General features: G+C 76.4%; 19 protein-coding genes. 10 read left to right on the plus strand and 9 right to left on the minus strand.

The window, feature by feature from the left end; genetic code table 11:
- Positions 1-105 precede the first annotated feature (105 nt).
- Both ACI79Z_RS14285 and ACI79Z_RS14290 read right to left on the minus strand, forming a co-directional pair.
- Positions 106-2,061, minus strand: a complete 1,956-nt coding sequence (locus ACI79Z_RS14285; RefSeq protein WP_456902991.1) for an MFS transporter — start codon at positions 2,059-2,061, stop codon at positions 106-108.
- A 657-nt stretch (positions 2,062-2,718) separates the two neighbouring features.
- Positions 2,719-3,576, minus strand: coding sequence for an ABC transporter permease (locus ACI79Z_RS14290; RefSeq protein WP_456902992.1), 858 nt, complete (start codon positions 3,574-3,576; stop codon positions 2,719-2,721).
- A 70-nt stretch (positions 3,577-3,646) separates the two neighbouring features.
- Here ACI79Z_RS14290 and ACI79Z_RS14295 point away from each other — a divergent pair, with 70 nt between their 5' ends.
- The gene (locus ACI79Z_RS14295; protein ID WP_456902993.1) at positions 3,647-4,600 is read left to right on the plus strand and encodes an ABC transporter permease; all 954 of its coding nucleotides are present in this window, start codon (positions 3,647-3,649) and stop codon (positions 4,598-4,600) included.
- 523 nt (positions 4,601-5,123) lie between these two features.
- Complete coding sequence (locus ACI79Z_RS14300; RefSeq protein WP_387988193.1) at positions 5,124-5,363, plus strand: hypothetical protein; 240 nt, start codon at positions 5,124-5,126, stop codon at positions 5,361-5,363.
- A gap of 33 nt (positions 5,364-5,396) precedes the next feature.
- Here ACI79Z_RS14300 and ACI79Z_RS14305 read toward each other — a convergent pair whose 3' ends face one another.
- Positions 5,397-5,822, minus strand: coding sequence for a hypothetical protein (locus tag ACI79Z_RS14305; RefSeq protein WP_387988194.1), 426 nt, complete (start codon positions 5,820-5,822; stop codon positions 5,397-5,399).
- 105 nt (positions 5,823-5,927) lie between these two features.
- Here ACI79Z_RS14305 and ACI79Z_RS14310 point away from each other — a divergent pair, with 105 nt between their 5' ends.
- From ACI79Z_RS14310 to ACI79Z_RS14335, 6 genes are all read left to right on the plus strand, one after another.
- On the plus strand, positions 5,928-6,704 hold the full coding sequence (locus ACI79Z_RS14310; RefSeq protein ID WP_456902994.1) for a glycerophosphodiester phosphodiesterase: 777 nt from the start codon (positions 5,928-5,930) through the stop codon (positions 6,702-6,704).
- Positions 6,701-7,600 (plus strand): lysophospholipid acyltransferase family protein, encoded by a 900-nt coding sequence (locus tag ACI79Z_RS14315; protein WP_456902995.1) that lies wholly within the window; start codon positions 6,701-6,703, stop codon positions 7,598-7,600. The genes ACI79Z_RS14310 and ACI79Z_RS14315 overlap by 4 nt, the downstream gene beginning before the upstream one ends.
- A 46-nt stretch (positions 7,601-7,646) precedes the next feature.
- Positions 7,647-8,993, plus strand: coding sequence for an MFS transporter (locus tag ACI79Z_RS14320; protein ID WP_456902996.1), 1,347 nt, complete (start codon positions 7,647-7,649; stop codon positions 8,991-8,993).
- Positions 8,990-9,733 carry a thymidine kinase gene (locus tag ACI79Z_RS14325; protein WP_387988198.1) on the plus strand — a complete coding sequence of 248 codons (744 nt, stop codon included), beginning with the start codon at positions 8,990-8,992 and terminating at the stop codon, positions 9,731-9,733. The genes ACI79Z_RS14320 and ACI79Z_RS14325 overlap by 4 nt, the downstream gene beginning before the upstream one ends.
- Positions 9,734-9,926: 193 nt before the next feature.
- A complete protein-coding gene (locus ACI79Z_RS14330; RefSeq protein WP_387988199.1) occupies positions 9,927-10,271 on the plus strand; it encodes an RNA polymerase-binding protein RbpA in 345 nt (114 codons plus the stop codon).
- 177 nt (positions 10,272-10,448) lie between these two features.
- Positions 10,449-11,003 carry a dihydrofolate reductase family protein gene (locus ACI79Z_RS14335; protein WP_387988200.1) on the plus strand — a complete coding sequence of 185 codons (555 nt, stop codon included), beginning with the start codon at positions 10,449-10,451 and terminating at the stop codon, positions 11,001-11,003.
- A 4-nt stretch (positions 11,004-11,007) separates the two neighbouring features.
- On the opposite strand, the gene ACI79Z_RS14340 is transcribed toward ACI79Z_RS14335, so the two are convergent.
- The 4 genes from ACI79Z_RS14340 to ACI79Z_RS14355 form a co-directional block, all read right to left on the minus strand.
- Positions 11,008-11,529, minus strand: a complete 522-nt coding sequence (locus ACI79Z_RS14340) for an FxsA family protein (RefSeq protein WP_456902997.1) — start codon at positions 11,527-11,529, stop codon at positions 11,008-11,010.
- A gap of 39 nt (positions 11,530-11,568) precedes the next feature.
- Positions 11,569-12,360 (minus strand): polyprenol monophosphomannose synthase, encoded by a 792-nt coding sequence (locus ACI79Z_RS14345; RefSeq protein WP_387988202.1) that lies wholly within the window; start codon positions 12,358-12,360, stop codon positions 11,569-11,571.
- Positions 12,357-14,000 carry an apolipoprotein N-acyltransferase gene (gene lnt, locus ACI79Z_RS14350; protein ID WP_456902998.1) on the minus strand — a complete coding sequence of 548 codons (1,644 nt, stop codon included), beginning with the start codon at positions 13,998-14,000 and terminating at the stop codon, positions 12,357-12,359. The genes ACI79Z_RS14345 and lnt overlap by 4 nt, the downstream gene beginning before the upstream one ends.
- A gap of 181 nt (positions 14,001-14,181) precedes the next feature.
- Positions 14,182-15,705 (minus strand): amidohydrolase, encoded by a 1,524-nt coding sequence (locus ACI79Z_RS14355; protein WP_456902999.1) that lies wholly within the window; start codon positions 15,703-15,705, stop codon positions 14,182-14,184.
- 82 nt (positions 15,706-15,787) lie between these two features.
- Here ACI79Z_RS14355 and ACI79Z_RS14360 point away from each other — a divergent pair, with 82 nt between their 5' ends.
- Complete coding sequence (locus ACI79Z_RS14360) at positions 15,788-16,321, plus strand: GNAT family N-acetyltransferase (RefSeq protein WP_387988205.1); 534 nt, start codon at positions 15,788-15,790, stop codon at positions 16,319-16,321.
- 7 nt (positions 16,322-16,328) lie between these two features.
- On the opposite strand, the gene ACI79Z_RS14365 is transcribed toward ACI79Z_RS14360, so the two are convergent.
- On the minus strand, positions 16,329-17,189 hold the full coding sequence (locus tag ACI79Z_RS14365) for a lysophospholipid acyltransferase family protein (protein ID WP_387988206.1): 861 nt from the start codon (positions 17,187-17,189) through the stop codon (positions 16,329-16,331).
- A 30-nt stretch (positions 17,190-17,219) separates the two neighbouring features.
- The gene (locus ACI79Z_RS14370) at positions 17,220-18,356 is read right to left on the minus strand and encodes a carboxylate-amine ligase (protein WP_456903000.1); all 1,137 of its coding nucleotides are present in this window, start codon (positions 18,354-18,356) and stop codon (positions 17,220-17,222) included.
- Between the two features lie 123 nt (positions 18,357-18,479).
- Between ACI79Z_RS14370 and ACI79Z_RS14375 the strand changes: the two genes are divergently transcribed.
- Entirely contained in the window at positions 18,480-20,039 is a 1,560-nt protein-coding gene (locus ACI79Z_RS14375) for an acyl-CoA synthetase (protein WP_456903001.1), read from the plus strand.
- The last annotated feature ends 112 nt before the right edge of the window (positions 20,040-20,151 follow it).

Consider the following 20,151-nt stretch of genomic DNA (forward strand, 5'->3'; position numbering starts at 1 on the left):
GGGGGTGGGGGGGGGGGCGGCCCGCCGCTGGGGACGGGGGGGGGGGGGGCCGCCCGCGCGCGCCCGGCCCCCCCCCCCCCCCCCCCCCCCGCCGTGCGGCAGTGCTCAGGCGTCCGTGCGCTGCAGGGCCGCCAGCTCCCGGGCCACCATCTCCTCGTGCGCCTGCTCGTCCTGGCGTGCCCGGCGCGGGCTCCACCGGCCGGCCATCACGAAGACGAACGGCAGGAAGAGCACCTGCCCGGCGACGCACACCCACCACCAGCGCTGCCACTGGTGCGGGTTCTCCTCGGCGGCGGTGGCGACCTCGTCGCCGTGGGCCGCGAGGTAGGCGAGGTCGTCGGCCGGGATCGCGGTGTTGGCGTCGGTGAGCACCGTCGCGTAGCGCTGCACGAGCGCGAGGTCGGCCTGCACCGCCGGGTCGCCGAGGCCGACCAGCAGCTGGGTGGCGGTGCCGGCGTCGACGCCGAGGGCCTGCGCGATCTGCCCGACGGCGGCCGCACCGGCCGCGGCGTCGGCCGGGTTCTCCTGCAGCGCCGCCAGCGTGGCCGGGTCGACCGCCTGGGCGGCGGCCAGTTGCGGCGCCCGGTTCCGCACCGCCTCGGAGACCGCGGCGGCCTCGTCGGCGTCGGCGCCCTGCTGGGTGGCCACGGCGCCGAGGGCGGTGGCCAGCGCGTCGACGTCGGTGGGGTCCGCGGCCAGCGCCTCGGACGCCTCCGGCGGGACGGCCGACAGGACGGCGACCTCCTGCGGGTGCGCCTCGACGATCTCGGTGACCCGCGACCCCTGGTCGACCAGCACCGAGGTGGCCGGCACGACGAGGGTGAAGACCGCCAGCGACGCCGTCACCACGATCCGCAGCAGCCAGCCCCAGATGGCCAGGCCGGTCGCCGTCGCGGCCGGGTTGTGCCGCTCGACGGTCTCGGTGAACGAGGCCATCCAGGCGACGTAGGCCATGCCGCCGCCGGCCGCCGACAGGATGAAGTAGACCGCGATCGTGTAGTAGCCGGTCTCCGGCTCCGTGGCCGACAGCGCGAACAGCACCGACCCCACCAGGCCGACGAGCGTCCCGACGACCATGAACGGCTTGCGCACCCGGAACCGGTCGGTGAGCACGCCGGTGACCACCAGCGCGATCGCGTTGGTCACCCAGTACCAGTTGGCCAGCGCGTTGGCGCGCTGCTCGGAGTAGCCGAACACGGTGGCGAAGTAGACGACCGCGAAGCCGACGAGGATGTAGTAGAGCAGCAGGAAGATGCTGATGGCGAAGGCCGACCCGACGACGTCGAAGCGCAGCACCTGCCGCCAGTGGCCCTTGAGCGCCTGCTCGGTGTCCAGGCCGCGGGCCCGGGCCTCGACCAGCGCGCGGTCGCGCATGCTGACCATGAGCTGGTCGCGCAGGGCGGGGGAGAGCTCACGCAGCCCGACCAGCGCGACGAGGAAGACGACCAGGCCGGCGACGCCGCAGACGTAGAACTGCCAGCGCCAGTCGGGGTGGTCGTCGAGGGTGTTGCTGGACACCGTGGTGACCACGAGGCTGCCCAGCACCGGGCCGAGGGTCCAGAAGCCCATGGCGACCCCGCGGCCGACCTGCGGGGAGAAGTCGCGGATCAGCGCGGGGGTGGCCACCAGCACGACGCCCTCGACGAAGCTGAGCACCGCGAACAGCACGGTGAAGGCCGTCTTGCCCGGCGCGTGCGGCAGGCCCACCAGCAGGATCAGGCCGGTGATCAGCAGGCCGCCGACGACGAGGTTGGCGCGGCCCCAGCGGTCGGCGAGCCCGGCGAACAGCGAGGCGAAGGCGCCGACCAGGTTGCCGATGACGGAGACGAAGACGTAGCCGGTGAACGAGTAGCCGAGCTCGGCGATGATCTGCGTCGCGACGGCACCGCCGACGTAGAGCTCGTAGTACAGGACCACCGTGGCCAGCACGGTGATCCCCAGGTACAGCGACCGGGGGCCGGTGTCGGGGTAGCGGTCGAGCTTGCGGTCCCACAGCCGGCGCAGGCCCCCACCGCGGGGCGGTGTGGGCGTCTCGCTCGGTCGGACGTCGGTAGCGGTCACGTGCGGTCCCTTCCCGGCGCAGCGCCGAGCACGGGGAGGAGACGGCCCGGTCGGGCCGCCGGTGTGGCGCGGAGCACACCGGCGCGGAACGTAGTGGCGGACTGTTGCAGGCGTCAACGGAACCGCCGGGTGCTGTCACCGGACCGTGACCGACGGCTGTCGACCCGTTATCCCGAACTGTGTGTCGAGAAAAGGGAGAACGGAACAGAAGACAACAACGAGGAAAGGAGTCCGGGAACAGGGACGGAGGGAGTGCCCGCGCGAGGGCCATGACCGCCGGCCGTCATGTGCGGACCGGGGAGCCCTCGTGGAGGCGGCCGACACGCCGTCGGGGTTCTCGGCCCCGGGGTCGTGGCCGGGTGAGACTGTCCGCCGCCGGTGCCCTGCTCGGGCAGGGCACCGGCGGCGCGGCCTCGCAGGCGCCGGCGGACGCTCGCGCGGCCCGGGCCGAGGCGCACTCCGGGAGGCCGATGGCGGAGAGGCACCGTTGTCCGTTATCCCCAACAAAACAACGTCGTTCACAGGAAGACCGGAAAACAGTTGCAGGGCGGGGTCCTGTCGCCATAGGAGTCCTCGGGCCTCCCGCGGCAACGGGGGAGGGCGGTGCGGCACCCCGGGGCCGCACCCGGTGCCCGGTACGGGGCCGGGGGAGCGGGCTCAGTGCCCGCGGGCGGTCCGGCCGGCCGCGCGCAGGCCCTCGCCGAGGAGGACGAAGGCGGCCACCGCGACGACGAGCACGAGGCTCGGCGCGACGAGGGCGTGCGGCGCCCGGGACGCCGCCTCGCCGCCCTGCTGCAGCAGAATGCCCCAGGACTCGGTGGGCCGCTGCAGCCCGACGCCGGCGAAGGTCAGCACCGCCTCGGCGGAGACGAGGACGCCCGCGTAGGCGCTGGCGAACACCAGCAGCGGGCGGACGGCGTCGGGCAGCACGTGCCGGAGGACCAGCCGCAGCGGCCCGGTGCCCAGGGCGCGCGCCGCGGTGACGTACTCGAGCGCCAGGACCTGCCGGGTGCCGGCCCGTACGACGCGCACCATCGGCGGCCAGCTGAACACCGTCAGCACGACGACGACCTGCCACACCCCGCGCCGGTCGGTCGCGCTGAGCAGGACGACGCCGCCGAGCACGAGCGGGATGCCCGACCAGACGTCGGTGAGCCGGGAGACGACGCCGTCGACCCAGCCGCCGGCCGCGCCGGCCAGCGTCCCCAGCACGACGGCGAGCAGGCCGCTGAGCACGATGACGGCGACGGCCAGCAGCAGCGACGTCCGCGCGCCGTACATCGTCTTGGCGAGCAGGTCGCAGCCGAACAGGTCGAACCCGAAGGGGTGGTCCCAGGACGGCGCGACCAGGGAGTCGGCCAGGTCGCAGGAGCGGGGGTCGGCGTCGGTGAAGGCGCCGGGCGCCAGCGCCGTCGCGGCGAGCAGCCCCAGCACGGCGACGGCGACGACCAGCGGTGCATTCCAGCGCCCCGCCGCCGGACGGGCCTCCCGGGGGTCGGGGGACGAGGACGGCACCGGCGGAGTCTGACCGAGCGGGTGCCGCGGCGTCGACCGGGATGATCACCGTCCTGCCACGATGTCGCCCGTGGTCGCGTTCGCCGCCCGCCGGTCCGGGCAGATGCTGCTCAGCCTGTGGGCGGCGGTGACCCTGGTGTTCGTCGCCGTGACGCAACTGCCCGGGGACCCGGTGCGGGCGCTGTTCGGCTTCCAGCCGCCGCCCCCCGTCCTCTACGCCCGCATCCGCAGCGAGTACCGCCTCGACGAGCCCCTGCCGGTCCAGTACGGCCTCTACCTGCGCGACCTGCTGACCGGCGACTGGGGCCGCGGGCTGCCCGCTCTCCGGGGCGACGCCGTGGTGCCCGGGCCGGCCGTCCTCGACGTCGTCGCCGCGACCGCGCCGGTGAGTGCGACCCTGCTCGCCGGCGCGGTCGTCGTCCAGCTCGTGGTGGGCGTCGTCGCCGGCGCGCTGGCCACGAGCGGGCGGTGGGCGGGCGCGGGCGTCGCCGCGGCGGCCACGGTGCTGGTGGGCACGCCGGTCGTCGTGGCGGCGTACCTGCTGCACTTCGTCTTCGTCTCCGAGCTCGGCTGGGCGCCGTTCCACGGGCGCACGGGGGAGCCGGCGGCCTACGTCCTGCCCGTGCTCGCCCTGGCGGCGCTGTCGACCGGCTACGTCGCCCTCATCACCCGGGCCGAGGTCGGGGACACCCTGCGGGCGCCGTTCGTCCAGGCCGCGCGCGGCCGCGGGCTGTCGCCGTCCCGGGTCGTCGGCGTGCACGCGCTGCGGCCGGCGCTGACGCCGGTGGTGACGTTCGTGGCCGCGAACCTGGGTCAGCTGTTCGTGGGGCTGATCGTCGTCGAGGGCGTCTTCGGCATGCCCGGGGTCGGGGCGGCGATCCTGGGTGCGATCGAGGCGCACGACCGGGCGCTGCTGGTCGGGCTCACCACGGTCGTCATCGCCGCGGTCATCGTGGCGAACGCGGTCGCCGACGTCGCCGCGGCGGCGGTCGACCCGCGGGTGCGGCTGAGCCCAGCGACCTGATCAGGGGCATGGGGAGCGGGTCCTCGCCACGTTGGTTGACATAATGTGCATTATCGGCGGTGGTTCGGAGCGCCGGAGAGGGGCTGCCCGGACGGCCGGCCGGGCCTCGACCCGGGTGTCCGGCCTGCCCGCTGACGACGGGTCGTCCCGTGCACCGACGGGTGGCTCGTGCCGCCGCGTCGGGTCGCCGGTCCCCACGACGCCGCGCCGGCCACACCCGGGCGTCCCCCTCGGTCCACGTGTCCCGACCCGGCGCGACTCTGCCGCACCCGACGCCGCTCGCTCACCTGCCGACCACCCGACCACCGGCCGGCCGCTCGCCTCGGTCCGGTCCCGCCGGGTCCCCGACGCGGCCCGCCGACCCTCCGGGTCCCGGTCGACCGCCGATCCGGGGCCCCGATCCGGCTAGCACCCCCCTCTCCCCACCCGCCGACACCTCCGTCATTCCGTCACTGTGACGTTATGCCGGTGGTGTCGGCGCTTCGACGGGCGCCCGGCCAGGTGCCTGCTTAGGGTCGAGGACATGGAACTCCGACGCCCGATCGCCGCACTCATGACCGCGCTGGCGCTGTTCGGAGGCGGCGCGACGCTCACCGCCTGCAACGCGGCCGGGCAGGACCAGAACGACGGCACCACCGACGACAGCGAGAACACCAGCGGCAACGACCCGTCCGGCGAGTCGCAGGACAACCTGCCGGACAACAGCAACCCGGACCAGGACGCGCCCGAGGACCAGGACGACGACACCCAGGACCCGGACTGACCCGCCGCTGACGGGCCGGCCCGGGCGGCGGGATCAGCCCGCGGCGCGCTCGGAGACCCAGAGCTTGTCGAGCCGGCCCGTCGAGTGCACCAGGTCGGCCAGGGACCGCTCGAGCTCGGCCTTGGTGTGCCGCTCGCCGAGCAGCGTCTGGACGTCCTCGAGTGCGCAGCGCAGCTGGAACAGGCGGTCCTGCAGCCCGTCGAGCTCGGCGCGGCGCACGAGGACGACGTCGTCGGAGAGGCCGGCCTTGGCGACCGCCGTGCGCTGCTCGTACGCGCGCTGCCGGCAGCCCTGGCCGCAGTACATCCGCGGGCGGCCGACCGAGCCACCCTGGGGCAGCACCCGCCGGCACCACCCGCAGCGCCGTTCGGCCCCGCTCCCCTGCCGTCCCGTCGTCGTGTCCGCCTTCCCTGCCGTCCCGTCCGTCCCGACCACGCGGTCGGCGTGCTGCTTGCCCACGCCGGGCACGCTAGACGCCGCCACCGACAGTCCCGGCGGACACGCCCGACCCGCCGGGAGAAGGGGCTGGTGAGCGCGTCGGAGCCGCCGGTTAGCGTGTCGCCCGTGCCTCCTGCCCGGTTCGCCTTCCTCGACGCGCCGGCGCCGTTGGCGATGGCGCACCGCGGCGGGGCGATCGAGCACCTGGAGAACTCCATGCCGGCCTTCGAGGCCTGCGTGAAGATGGGCTACCGGTACATCGAGACCGACGTGCGGGTGACCGCCGACGGCGTGGTCGTCGTCTTCCACGACCCGGCGCTGGACCGGGTCACCGACCGCACCGGCCGGATCGAGCAGCTGCCGTGGTCGGAGGTCGCCGCCGCCCGCATCGGCGACCGGGAGCCGATCCTGCGGCTGGAGGAGCTGCTCGGCGCCTGGCCCGACGTCCGGTTCAACCTCGACATCAAGGCCGCCGGCGTGCTCGCGCCGCTGGTGCGCGTGCTGCGCCGGATGGACGTCCTCGACCGGGTCTGCCTGGCCTCGTTCTCCGACGCGCGCGTCGCGGCCGCCCGGCGCCTGCTGGGCCCGAGCGTGTGCACGTCGCTGGGTCCGCGGGGCGTGGCGGCGCTGCGGCTGTCCTCCTACTCCCCCCGCGCGGCCGGGCTGGTGCGCGTGCAGGCAGGCTGCGCCCAGGTGCCGCTGCAGCTCGGCGGCCGGGCGCTGGTCGACGAGCGGTTCCTCGCCGCCGCGCACGCCCGCGGCCTGCAGGTCCACGTGTGGACCGTGGACACCGCGGAGGAGGCGACGGCGATGCTCGAGCTCGGCGTGGACGGGATCATGACCGACCGCCCGGCCATGCTGAAGGAGATCCTCGAGGCGCGCGGCCAGTGGGTGGGCCGGTGAGCGGGTGGCTCGAGCGGCTGGCCACGGGGGTGAGGGAGTGGCGGCCGACCCCGCCGCCGCTGCCCGACCACCTGGAGGCGGTCCTGCACGACGGCGACCCCGAGTGGTTCGCCCGTGAGCTGGCCATCGCCGCCGCGCCGCCGTGGGACGTGTGGCTGCTCCTGCTGCGCCGGTTCTCCTGGCTGGTCGACCTGTTCGGCCGGGTGGAGGTCACCGGGTGCATCCCCGAGGAGCTGCGCCGCGGGCCGCTGCTGCTGGCGGCCAACCACGTCGGCGACTTCGACCCGTTCGTGATCGCCGTCGCGCTGCACCGGCTGGGCGTGGTGCCGCGGATCATGGCCACCGGCGGGATCATCTCCGCGCCGGTCGTGGGGCCGCTGCTGGAGCGCGCCGGCGGCATCCGGGTGGAGCGCGGCACCGAGGTCGCCCGGCACGCGGTGCGGGTCACCGAGGTGGCGCTGGTGCACGGCGGGCACGTCGTCGCCTATCCCGAGGGGCGGGTGGGGCTGGCGCCCGACGGGTGGCCCGAGCGCGGCCGCACCGGGATGGCGCGCCTGGCCCTCGGCGTCGGGGTGCCGGTGATCCCGGTCAGCCAGTGGGGCGCGCAGGAGGTGCTGCAGTACGGCAACGACTGGGGGAAGCTGCGCACGCTGGCCCGCTCGCTGGTGCAGCGGCCGGTGCTGCGGGTGCACGTCGGCCCGCCGGTGTACCTGGAGGACCTGCGCCTGGGCCGGGTGGGCGACGCCAACCGGGCGCGGACGCGGATCGCCGCGGCGATCACCCGCGGGCTGGTGCCACTGCGCGCGGCCAGCCGGCCGCTGCACCCGGACCCCACCCGCCCGACCGACGGCGCCGCGGCGTTCCCCGGCGGCGTCGTCCCCCCTGACATCCCGTGACCCCCCGGTGCTGGAACGGACGGGGCCGGGCTGACACCCTGCGCCCGTGACCGCCCCTCACGTCGACGCCGGGCAGCCCGTCGACCGCGCCCTGCGCCGCGAGCGCTTCGGTTGGTACTCCTACGACTGGGCGATGTCGGTGTTCAACACCAGCGTCACCACGGTCTTCCTGGGCCCGTACCTGACCACCGTCGCCGAGGACGCCGCCGGCGCCGACGGCCGGCTGCCCTTCCTCGGGCTGTCCATCCCGCCGGGCAGCTGGTTCTCCTACGTGCTGTCGTTCTCCGTGGTCCTGCAGGTCGTCGTGCTGCCGCTCACCGGCGCCGTCGCCGACCGCACCGGGCGCAAGCGGCAGCTGCTCGGCGGGCTGGCGCTGCTCGGGGCGCTGGCCGCGACCTGCCTGTTCTTCGTCGCCGACGGCCGCTACCTGCTGGGCGCGGGGCTGTTCGTCGTCGCCAACGTGGCCTTCGGCGCGGCGACGGTCGTCTACTACTCGTGGCTGCCCGACCTCGCCGGCCCCGACGAGCGCGACGCGGTGTCCAGCCGCGGGTGGGCGTTCGGGTACGTCGGCGGGGCGCTGCTGCTGGCCGTGCACCTGGGGCTGTTCCTCGGCGCGGAGTCCCTGGGGCTGACCAGCGGCGAGGCGGTGCGCATCTGCCTGGCCACGGCGGGGCTGTGGTGGGGGCTGTTCACCCTGGTCACCGTCTCGCTGCTGCGCGACCGGCCGCCGGTCGCCGGGCACGGCGGCGCCACCAGCGGCTTCCGGCAGCTGGCCGCCACGCTGCGCGGGATGCGGGCGTTCCCGCTCACGCTGTGGTTCCTCGGCGCGTACCTGCTGTTCAACGACGGCGTGCAGACGGTGATCTCGCTGTCGGCCACCTACGCCAGCGAGGAGCTGGGGCTGTCCCAGTCGGTGCTCACCGGCGCGATCCTCATGGTCCAGGTGGTCGCCGTGTTCGGGGCGCTGGGCCTGGGCCGGGTGGCGGCCCGCTACGGCGCCAAGCGGACCGTGCTGGGCTGCCTGGTCGCCTGGACGGCGGTGCTGGTGGCGGCGTACTGGCTGCAGGAGGGCGCGGTCGCGCAGTTCTACGCGCTGGCCGCGGTGATCGGGCTGGTGCAGGGCGGCACGCAGGCGCTGTCCCGGTCGCTGTTCAGCCACCTCATCCCGGCCGGCCGGGAGGCGGAGTACTACAGCTTCTACGAGATCAGCGACCGCGGGACCAGCTGGCTGGGGCCGCTGGCGTTCGGTCTGACGTACCAGCTCACCGGCTCCTACCGGTACGCGATCATCAGCCTGGTGGTGTTCTTCGTCGCCGGGTTCCTGCTGCTGCTGCGGCTGCCGATGCGCCGGGCCGTGCAGGCCGCGGGCAACACCCCGCCGGAGCGGCTGTGAGCGACCCGTCCCTCACGCCGGCGTCGGTCCCGGCGGCCGGGGACCGGCGGCGCGCCCCGGCCCCGGCGCACCTGCGGTTCTTCCACGGGCCGATGGACTGCGGGAAGTCCACGCTGGCGCTGCAGGTCGACCACAACCAGAGCCGGCAGGGCCGCTCGGGGCTGCTGCTCACCCAGGGTGACCGGTCGGCGCGGCCGCGGATCAGCTCCCGGGTGGGGCTGTGCCGCGACGCCGTCGAGGTCGACCCGGGCACCGACCTGCTGCTGCTGGTGCGCAGCCACTGGGCCGACGGGCGGCGGGTGGACTACCTGATCGTCGACGAGGCGCAGTTCCTCACCCCCGGGCAGGTGGACCAGCTCGCCGAGCTCGTCGACGCCTCGCACGTCGACGTCTACGCCTTCGGGCTGACCACCGACTTCCGCGCGCGGCTGTTCCCGGGCACGCAGCGGCTGCTCGAGGTCGCCGACGACGTGCAGCGGATCCAGGTCGAGGTGCTGTGCTGGTGCGGGCTGCCCGGGCTGCTCAACGCCCGGGTCGTCGACGGGCAGATGGTGCGCGAGGGCGCCACCGTCGTCGTCGCCGACACCGCGCCCACCCCGGCCCCGGGTGAGGCGGAGGGCGCCGGGGTGGGCCCGGAGCCCGGCCCGGAGGTGCACTACCAGGTGCTGTGCCGGCGGCACCACGTGCTCGGCCAGCTGGGCCCGACCGCGGCGGGCCCGGGGCAGCTCGCCCTCCCCTGAGCCGGCCGCTCTCCCCCGGCCGAGGGGGTCGCGCGTGGCCCAATACCACCCCATGCGATGATGGGGAACCGACTCAGCGGAATCTCTCCGCGAAATCCGCCGTTGGTCTCTTTCGACACCCTCCCGCAGTGGGTACCCCCTGCCGCGACGAGGAGTCCTGACCGACACCACCAGCACGAGAGGACGGTGTGCCATGGGCGAGCGTTCCCTGCGGGGCAGCCGACTGGGCAGCGTGAGCTACGAGACCGAGCGGAACACCGCGCCGATCGAGCGGCAGTACGTCGAGTACAAGTGCCCCTCGGGTCACCAGTTCACCGTCCCCTTCGCGGACGACGCCGAGGTGCCCGACACCTGGGAGTGCAAGTTCGACGGCTCCTCGGCCAAGCTGGTCGGCGGCTCCGAGCCGGCGCCCAAGAAGGTCAAGCCGCCGCGGACGCACTGGGACATGCTGCTCGAGCGGCGCTCCGTCGAGGACCTCGAGGAGGTCCTGGCCGAGCGTCTCGAGGTGCTGCGCGGCCGGCGGACCCGCGCCAGCTGAGGAAGGACCCGCCTCCCCACCGCTCGCGAGCGCGCGGCGGGCCCCGGGAGGCGGGCCGTTCCAGGACCGTCGACGGCCCCGGTGGGACTCCCCACCGGGGCCGTTCCGCGTCCGGGGACCGATGAGTCGCCGCCCCTCCCCCGGTCTGCCCCGCAGGACCCGACCGAGGAGGACCCCGTGGCGCACCTGATCGCCGGCATGACCACGTCCCTGGACGGCTACACCGCCGACCCCGAGGGGGACTTCGGCATGCTGTACGCCGACCTCGGCACCCCGGCCGGCGAGGAGTACCTGGCGGCGTCCCAGGCCGAGACCGGCGCGGTGCTCATGGGCCGGCGCACCTACGACGGCGCGCCCGACCCCGACTCCTACGCCGACGACTACGAGTACCAGGTGCCGATCGTCGTCCTGACCTCGCACCCGCCGGCGACCCCGCCGCGGCGCAACGACCGGCTGTGGGTCACCTTCTGCGGCGACCTCCGCGAGGCCGTGGACACCGCCCGCGAGCTGGCCGGCGAGAAGGCGGTCACCGTCGTCGGCGGGGCCGACCTCAACCGCCAGCTGATCGACGCCGGCCTGTTCGACGAGCTGCGCGTCGACGTCGTGCCGGTGCTGCTCGGCGGCGGCCTGCGGGCCTTCGACGGCGTCGCCCGCGGCCGGCTGGAGGTCATCGGCGTCGAGCGGGTGGGCGAGCGCACCTGCCTGCGGTTCCGGCCCCTCCGGCGGGACTGAACGGTCAGGCGTGAGGGCGGGTGTCGAGCACGACGGGGCCCTCGACGACGGGGCCCTCGACGACCTCGCCCTCGACGACCTCGCCCTCGACGATCCGCACCGGCGGGCGGGCCGCCGTCGCGCCGGGCACCCGGGCGCTGCGCACCCGCACCGGCGCGGACAGGCCCAGCCGGGCGGCCAGCCCGCGGCCCACGGCGGCGCGCACCAGCGGCCGGGTGGGCGGCAGCAGGCACAGCAGGCCGACGACGTCGCCGAGGAAGCCCGGCAGCACCATCAGCGCGCCGCCGACGGCGACCAGCCCGGCGTCGGTGGCCGCGGTGCCCGGCGCGCGGTGCTCCCGGGCGCGGGCGCGCAGCTCGTCCAGCGCCCGGGTCCCCTGCCGGGCCAGCAGGGTCCAGCCCAGGACGGTGGTGGCCAGCGCGGCCAGCAGCGTCCAGCCCACGCCGATCCACGCGGCGACCAGCGCGAAGACGACGACCTCGGCGAGGGCCCACAGCCCCGCCAGCACCCGTACCCGGTGTCCCACGGCACTCCCCGGCCCGGCTCGCGTGCGGCCCGGGTCCGCCTACCGGACCTCGCTGGACCGCCCGCGCTCGCGGACCCGTCCCGGCACGGGCGGTGGGACCCGGCCCGGCAGGCGGTCGGCCAGCCGGTCCAGCAGGCCCCAGAGGGTGACCCGTGCCAACGCCTCTCCAACGATCGAGGGCGTCATCTTGCTCCTGCCGAACTCGCGTTCGCTGAAGGTGATCGGCACCTCCACCACACGGGCGCCCTCCCGCCAGGCGCGCCAGGCCCAGTCGACCTGGAAGCAGTAGCCCTGGCTGGCCACGCGGTCGAAGGGCAGCCGGTCCACCAGCTCCCCGCGGACGGCGCGGAACCCGCCGGTGGCGTCGGCCAGGGGCAGCCGCAGCGCGCGGCGGGTGTAGACGTTGCCCAGCCGGGACAGCAGCAGCCGCCGGCGCGGCCAGTCCTCGACGCTGCCGCCGGGCACGTAGCGGGAGCCCAGCACGAGGTCGGCGTCGTCGAGGGCGGCCAGCAGCAGCGGCAGCTGCTCGGGGTGGTGGGAGCCGTCGGCGTCCATCTCGACCAGCACGTCGTAGCCGCGCTCGCGGCCCCAGCGGAAGCCGGCGACGTAGGCCGGGCCCAGGCCCGCCTTCTCGGTGCGGCGCAGCACGTGCACCCGGTCGTCCCGCGCGGCCAGCTTCTCGGCCAGCTCACCGGTGCCGTCGGGCGAGCCGTCGTCGACGACCAGGGCGTGCACGTCGGGGACGGCGGCGTGCAGCCGGTCGAGGACCGGCTCGAGGTTCTCCACCTCGTCGTAGGTGGGGACCACGACGAGGACCCGCGCCGCGCTCACCGGGCGGCCCGGCGGGCCCGCTGCCGGCGGCGCAGCGCCGGGGCGGCGACCGCGAGCACCGCGCCGGCCCCCAGGGCGGTCAGCACCCACTCCGGCGCCGCCCCCAGCCGCTCGGCGACGGTGGTGGAGTCGCGCTGGGCGAGGTCCTCGACGAACACCGCGGGGGTGAACAGCTGCGAGCGGCGGGCCAGCGACCCGTCGGGCGCCACGACGGCGGAGATGCCGCTGGTGGCCGCGACGACGACGGTGCGGCCGAACTCCACCGCGCGCAGCCGGCTGGCGGCCAGCTGCTGCTCGCTCTCGTCGGTGTAGCCGAAGGTGGCGTTGTTGGTCTGGACGACGAGCATCCCGGCGCCGGCCCGCACGGTGTCGGCGACCAGGGAGTCGTAGACCACCTCGAAGCAGATGACGTCGCCCACCGGCGCGCCGCCGACGTCGAGCACCCCGACCTCGGTGCCGTGGGCGAAGTCCCGGCGGACCAGGTCGACCTTGTCGCTGAAGAAGCGGAAGAACCCCCGCGCCGGCACGTACTCGGCCAGCGGGACGGGGTGCCGCTTGACGTAGGTGTCGCCGGGCCCGGTCTCGGGGTCCCACACGATGCCGGTGTTGCTCAGGTACCGGCCCGGCCCCTCGACGACCGCGCCCACCAGGATCGGCGCGCCGATCGCCTCGGCGGCGCGGCTGATCTGCCGGGCGGCGTCGGCGTTGCGGTAGGGGTCGATATCGGAGCTGTTCTCCGGCCAGACGACCAGGTCCGGCTGCGCCTGGTCCCCGGCCGCGACCGCGGCGGCCAGCTGCACCGTCTGCTGCACGTGGTTGTCCAGCACCGCCCGGCGGCGGGCGTTGAACTCCAGCCCGGCCTCCGGGACGTCGCCCTGGATGACGGCGACGGTCCTCGTGGGGCCGCCCGCGGTGAGCGAGGGGCCGGGCAGCGGCGTCCAGGCCAGCGCCCCGAGCAGCGGGACGGCGAGGACGGCGGCGACCAGCGCGGCCGCGGTGCGCAGCGCCGGCCCGCGGGTCGCGCCCCCGCCGGCCGCCCGCCGGACCCGGGCCAGCGCGAGCAGCGCCGCGGCCAGCAGCGTGCCGGTGAGCGCGACGGCGAAGGACACCAGCGGCACCCCGCCGTAGGCGGCGAGGGAGAGGAAGGCGCCGTCGGTCTGGCTCAGCCCCAGCCGGCCCCAGGGGAAGCCGCCGAGCGGGAGGCGGCCGCGCAGCGCCTCGTCGGCCACCCACAGCGCGGCGGTCCACAGCGGCCACAGCCGCAGGCCGGACACCGCCGCGCCGGCCGCGCCGAGCAGCGCGAGGAAGAGGGCCTGGGAGACGGCCAGGGCCAGCCAGGGAAACGCGCCCACGTAGATGCCGGTCCAGGACAGCAGCGGCACGAAGAACGCCAGGCCGCACACCAGGCCCAGCCACGCGCCCGACCGGGCCCGCTGCCCGCGCACGGCCAGCGCCAGCGCCGCGGGGCCGAGCACCGCCAGCGGGGGCAGCGACCAGCCGGGGAAGGCCAGCAGCATCGCCAGGCCGCCGGCGGCGGCGAGCGCGGTGCGCCACGGCAGGCGGCGGGTCCGGCGCCGGCCGGTCCCCGCGGGCGCACCGGAGCCGGTGTCCCGCTCCTCCGTCACGGCTGCTGGCGGCACCCACGACCTCCCCGCGACGTCCTGCCGCGGGCGGCGCCCGGGCGTCCGGCTGCACCCGTCCGCGGCGGACGGGTGCGGGCCACGGTCGTGGCCCACCCACGAGCATCCCACCCCGCCCCCCGTCCTCCGGGACGCGACCGGCGCGGGGTCCCCCGGGTGTGCCGTCCCCCGGACCGGGTGGTTACAGCGACCGCAGTGGCCGGCCTCCGACCAGCAGCTGCCGGCAGGCCGGCCGGTCCCGGCGGTCGAGCACCGCCGACAGGCCGGCGTCCGTGGCCCACAGCGCAAGGTCGGCCGGCGCGCCCGGCGCCAGCGGCCCGGCGGCGGTCTCCGCGCGGACGGCGTGCCAGCCGCCGTGGGTGGCCGCGTCGAAGGCGTCGAACGGGCGCAGCCCGGCGCCGGCGGTGCGGTGGTCGACGGCCGCGTGCACGCCGCCCCAGGGGTCCATCGGCGTCACCGGGGCGTCACTGCCCAGCGCCAGGGCGACACCGGCGTCGGCGAGGTCGGCGAACGGGTTGCACCCGGCCGCGCGCTCGGCGCCCAGCCGCTCGGCGTACATGCCCGCCGGGCCGCCCCAGGCCGCGTCGAAGGCGGGCTGGACGCTGGCCACCATCCCCCACGACCGCATCCGCTCGACCGCCTCCGGGCTCGCCATCTCCACGTGCTCGAGCCGGTGCCGGCAGGCCCGCACGGCGGCCGGCCCGAGCTCGGCCACCACCGTCCCGACCGCGTCGAGCACCTGGTCGACGGCGGCGTCGCCGATGCAGTGGAAACCGGCCTGGATCCCGGCGGCGGTGCAGGCGCGCACGTGGTCGACCAGGGAGGCGGTGTCGAACCGCAGCGCCCCGGCGGTGCCCGGCCGGTCGGCGTAGGGGGCGTGCAGCGCGGCGGTGTGCGAGCCGAACGCGCCGTCGCAGAACAGGTCGCCGCCGGCGCCGGCCAGGCCCAGCTCGCGCACCAGGTCCAGCCCGCCGCGCTCGGCCAGCTCTCCCCAGTAGCCGGTGACCCGCGGCGCCGGCCGCTGCCGGGCCAGGTCCAGCAGCGCGCGCAGGTCCGCGGCGCCGGACACCTCGGGCCCGGCCATCTCGTGCAGGCTGCCGATGCCCAGACGCACCGCCTCGGCGAGCGTGGCGGCCTGCGCGGCGGCCCGCTGCGGCGCGGTCACCGCCCCGTAGGCGGCCTGCCGGGCGGCGTGGTGGGCATCCAGCCGCAGCCGCCCGTCCGGCGAGAAGCCGGGCAGGCCGCGGACGCCGGGCACCAGGTCGAGCAGCGCCGTGGAGACGGTCGCGGAGTGCACGTCGACGCGGGCCAGGTAGGCCGGCCGGTCCCCGACGACGGCGTCCAGGTCGGCGCGGGTGAGCCCCCGGCCCTCGGGCCAGCCGGTCTCGTCCCATCCGGTGCCCAGCAGGATGCCCGGCGGCGCGCCGCGCACCGCCTCGGCGACCGCGGCCACCGCCTCCGCGAGGCTCGACCTCGAGTGGAGGTCGAGACCGGTGAGCGCCAGGCCGGTCGCGGTGGCGTGCACGTGCGCGTCCACGAACGCCGGGGTCAGCAGCGCCCCCTCCCCGGCCAGCACCCGGCCGGCCCGCGGCGCGTCGGCGGCCGCGCCGGTCCAGGCGATCCGCCCGTCGACGACGTGCACGGCACGGCCGGGACGGTCGCCGACGGTCACGTCGGTGAGCAGCAGGTCGGTCGGGGGCGTCACGGCCCCGAGCATGACGGCGCGCCCGGGCCGCTCCGGCGCCGGGTCCGCGGGTAGCGCGGGGCGCGCCGGGTAGGCAGTCGCGATGACCGTGCCGGACGGGGAGCTGCTCACCGACCGGCTGCGGCTGCGCCCGTGGACCACCGGCCGCGACGACCTGGCCCGGCTCGCCGACATCTACCGGCGCGAGGAGGTCACCCGCTGGCTGGGCGGCCCCCCGTCGGTGGGCCCGGTGGAGCTGGTGGGCCGGTGGGCGGAGATCCGGCGCGCGGACCCGGTGCACGGCTGCTGGGCGGTGGAGGTGCGCGGGCCGGAGCCGGTGGTCGCCGGCACGGTGCTGCTCAAGCCGCTGCCCGGCGGCGTCGGGGAGGTCGAGGTGGGCTGGCACCTGCACCCGGAGTGCTGGGGCCGCGGCTACGCCACCGAGGCCGCGCGGGCGGTGGTCGACCACGCCTTCGGCGCGGGCGTGCCGGAGGTCTACGCCGTCGTCCGGCCCGGCAACGAGGCCTCGCGGGCGGTGTGCCGGCGCCTGGGCATGGAACCGCTGGGCCGGCTGCGCCGGTGGTACGACGTCGAACTGGAGGCGTTCCGGCTCATGGCCCCGGTGGTGGTGGAGTAGCGGGTCCTCAGCCGCGGCGCCGGAGGCGGCGGGCCAGCCGCGCGCGGCGCGAGGTCCGCGCCCTCACCCGCTGCCCGGCGGCGTCCTGCGCGTCGCGGGCCGTGGCCTCCTCCAGCGTGGGCGCGGTCCCGCCCAGGTGCGCCGGCACCCACCACAGGTCCTCGGGGCCCGAGGGCTGCTGCGGATAGGTGCGCTGCGCCTCGTCCAGCAGCGCCTCCATCGCCACGCGGGTGCGGGCCAGCAGCGCCGCGGGCCGCTCGCCGGGCAGGGGGACGACCGGCTCGCCGAGCAGCACGGTCACCGCCCGGCCGCGGGTGAGGTCCACCGGGTGCTTCTTGGTGGCCACCCGGTGCCCGCCCCACACCGCGGCCGGGACGATCGGCACCCCGGCGTCGAGGGCCATCCGGGCGGCGCCGGCCTTGAGGTCCTTGACGGTGAAGCTCTGGCTGATCGTCGCCTCGGGGAAGACGCCGACGACCTCGCCGTCCTTGAGCGCCCGCACCGCGGCGTCGAACGCGGCCGCGCCGGCCTTGCGGTCGACCGGGATGTGCCGCATGGCGCGCATGAACGGCCCGGCGAACCAGTGCGCGAACACCGAGGCCTTGGCCATGAACCGGACCAGCCGGTGCCGCGGCAGCGCGGCCAGGCCGAGGAAGGTGAAGTCCAGGAAGCTGACGTGGTTGCTGCAGACCACCGCGCCGCCCGACGTCGGCACGTGCTCGGAGCCCCGCACGTCGAACTGCAGCCGCAGCAGCCGGAAGACCACCAGCGCCAGCCGCACGACGAACCGGTAGGGGCGGTCCCGGGGATCGGGGGACGGCCCGAACAGGTCGCGCCGCACGACGTCGTGCCAGCTCGCGGTGTACATGGCGGGACGATATCCGCCCTGCCCGGCAGCTCACCTCCCGGTCGTGAGCTGCACCGCCGCGCGGACGACGGCGGTGAGGTCGCCGGTGTCGGCGTGCACGCGGCGCTGCAGGTCCGCGCCGGTGCCGCGCTCCAGGACCGCCGCCACGCCGTCGGCGACCCGCTGCCGGTCGCCGCTGGCCTCCAGCGCCGGGCGGACGTGCTCCAGCAGCGCCGCCACCACGTCGGCGGCCGGCGCCGGCGTCCCGGTGCGCGGGTGCACCAGGTCGGCGGTGGTGCCCGAGCGCCCGGCCCGCCAGGCGGCCACCCGCAGCAGCTCGCTGCGCACCCGAGGGGCGGGGACGCCCGCGCGCCACTCGCGGGCGGCGGTGTCCACCAGCGCGCGCACCAGCCCGGCGTGGGTGACCGCGTCCTCGACCCGCAGCGCGACGTCGGCGCTGCGCACCTCGACGGTGGGCCAGGTCCGCGACAGCCGGGCGTCGAAGTAGACCATCCCGGCGTCGACGATCGTGCGGGTCGCGACCAGGTCGGCGACCACCCGGTGGTAGGTCGCCGGGTCGCCGAACAGCTCGCTGGGGCCCGACGACGGCCAGCGGTTCCACGCCTGGGACCGGAAGCTGGCGTACCCGGAGTCGGCGCCCAGCCAGAACGGCGAGTTGGCGGTCAGCGCGGTGAGCACCGGCAGCCACACCCGGATCCGGTCGAGGACGGCCACGCCCTCCTCGTCGCCGTCCACCGACACGTGCACGTGGCAGCCGCAGGTGAGCTGGTCGCGGGCGATGAGCCCGAAGGTGTCGGTCATCTCCGCGTAGCGCTCGCCCGGCGTCGTCTCCGGCTCGACGCCGACCGGTGAGGTGGCCAGCGCCGCCACCCGGGTCCCGACGGCGCGGGCGGCGGCGTCGGCGCGCCCGCGCCAGTACCGCAGCTCCCGCTCCACCTCGGCCAGCCCGGTGCACACCCGGGTGCCCAGTTCCACCTGCTGCCGCTTGAGCTCGGGCACCAGGTGCCCCGGGGAGCCCTCCTCCTCCTGCGCCGCGCTCTCGTGCTGCTCGGGGGTCTCCCCCTCCCCGCGGTGGGCGGCCACCGCCAGCGCCTCGGGGCCGCGCGGCACCGGCGTCCCCGACGGGTCGACGACCAGCAGCTCCTCCTCGACACCCACCGTGCGCACCGGCACATGGTGGAGGCGGGACGGCGCCGCCGCAGGACGGGCCCCGGGCACCCGGGTCGGGCACGATCCCCGCATGACCGAACCCAGGGCCTCCGGCGGTGGGGGCGACCGGCGGGTGGACCGGTGAGCCTCACCGCCTACCTGGACAAGGGCGCCTCCCTCGGCCCGGACGCCCCCTGCCTGACCGGCCCGGACGGGTCGATGAGCTACGGCGAGGTGCAGCGGTTCAGCCGGCGGGTCGCCGGGGCGCTGGCCCGCTCCGGCGTCCGGCCGGGCGACCCCGTCGCGGTCCTGTCGGCCAACGACCCCACCGCGTTCGCCGCCGTCTTCGGCATCGCCCGCGCCGGCGCGGTGTGGTGCCCGGTCAACCCCCGCAACGAGGCCGCGGAGAACCGCGAACTGCTCGACCTGTTCGGCTGCACCGCGCTGCTCTACCAGCACTCCTTCGCGCCGCTGGTGGCCGCGATCCGCGACCGCCTGCCGCGGCTGACCACCCTGGTCTGCCTCGACGGCGACGGCGACGGCGACGGCGACGGCGACGGCGGCGACCCGGCGCTGCGGGACTGGCTGGCCGGCGCTCCCGAGGGGGACGACACCGAGCCGCCCGGCGGTCTGGTCGTGCTGGTCGGCACCGGCGGCACCACCGGCCGCCCCAAGGGCGTGCGCCTGACCGACCGCAACCTCGAGACCATGTCGGCGCTGACGCTCATGAGCTATCCGTTCACCGGCCGGCCCACCTACGTGGCGCTCGCGCCGCTGACCCACGCCGCCGGGGTGCTGTGCTTCCCGGTGATGGCCCTCGGCGGCGAGATCGTCGTCATGCCGGCACCGGACCTCGGGCAGTTCCTCGCCCTCGCCGAGCGGCACCGGGTCACGCACGCCTTCCTGCCGCCCACGCTGGTCTACCGGCTGCTCGCCCACCCCGACCTCGACGGCACGGACCTCTCCGCCCTGCAGTGCCTCTGGTACGGCGCCGCGCCCATGTCCCCCGACCGCCTCGAGGAGGCCATCCGGCGCATCGGCCCCGTCCTCGGCCAGCCGTACGGCCAGTCCGAGGCACCGATGATGATCTCGACGATGGCGCCGGCCGACCACCTGCGCCCCGACGGCTCCCCCGCCCGGGAGCGGTTTGCCTCCGCCGGCCGGCCGACGCCGCTCACCACCGTGGCGGTCGTGGACGACGCCGGGCGGCTGCTCCCGGCCGGCGAGCGCGGCGAGGTCGTCGTCCGCGGCTCGCTGGTCATGGACGGCTACCACCGGGACCCGCAGGCCACCGCGGAGGCGAGCCGGCTCGGCTGGCACCACACCGGCGACGTCGGCTACCTCGACGCCGACGGCTGGCTGTACCTCGTCGACCGCGCGAAGGACGTGATCATCAGCGGCGGCTTCAACGTGTACTCGGCCGAGGTCGAGCAGGCGGTCCTGGCCCACCCGGCGGTGCAGGACTGCGCGGTGGTCGGCGTGCCCGACGAGAAGTGGGGCGAGCGGGTGGTCGCCGTCGTCCAGCCGCGGGCCGGGGAGGCGCTGGACCCCGCCGACGTCCGCGCGTTCGTCCGCGCCCGCATCGGCGGCGTCAAGGCACCCAAGGAGGTGCTCGTCTGGGCCGACCTGCCGCGGTCCACGGTGGGCAAGGTGCTCAAGGGCGACGTCCGCTCGCGGCTGCTGACCGCCGGAGGCGCGTGAGGGCCCGGCCCTCCCCCCACCGGGACTCCCCCGGCACAGCGGCGCGGCGCCCCTCGGCCCGTCGCCGCTGGCGTGTTCCCTGCCCTGGTCGTTGATTGGTTTCCGGTTTCCC

This window comes from Geodermatophilus sp. SYSU D00663, assembly GCF_054050655.1.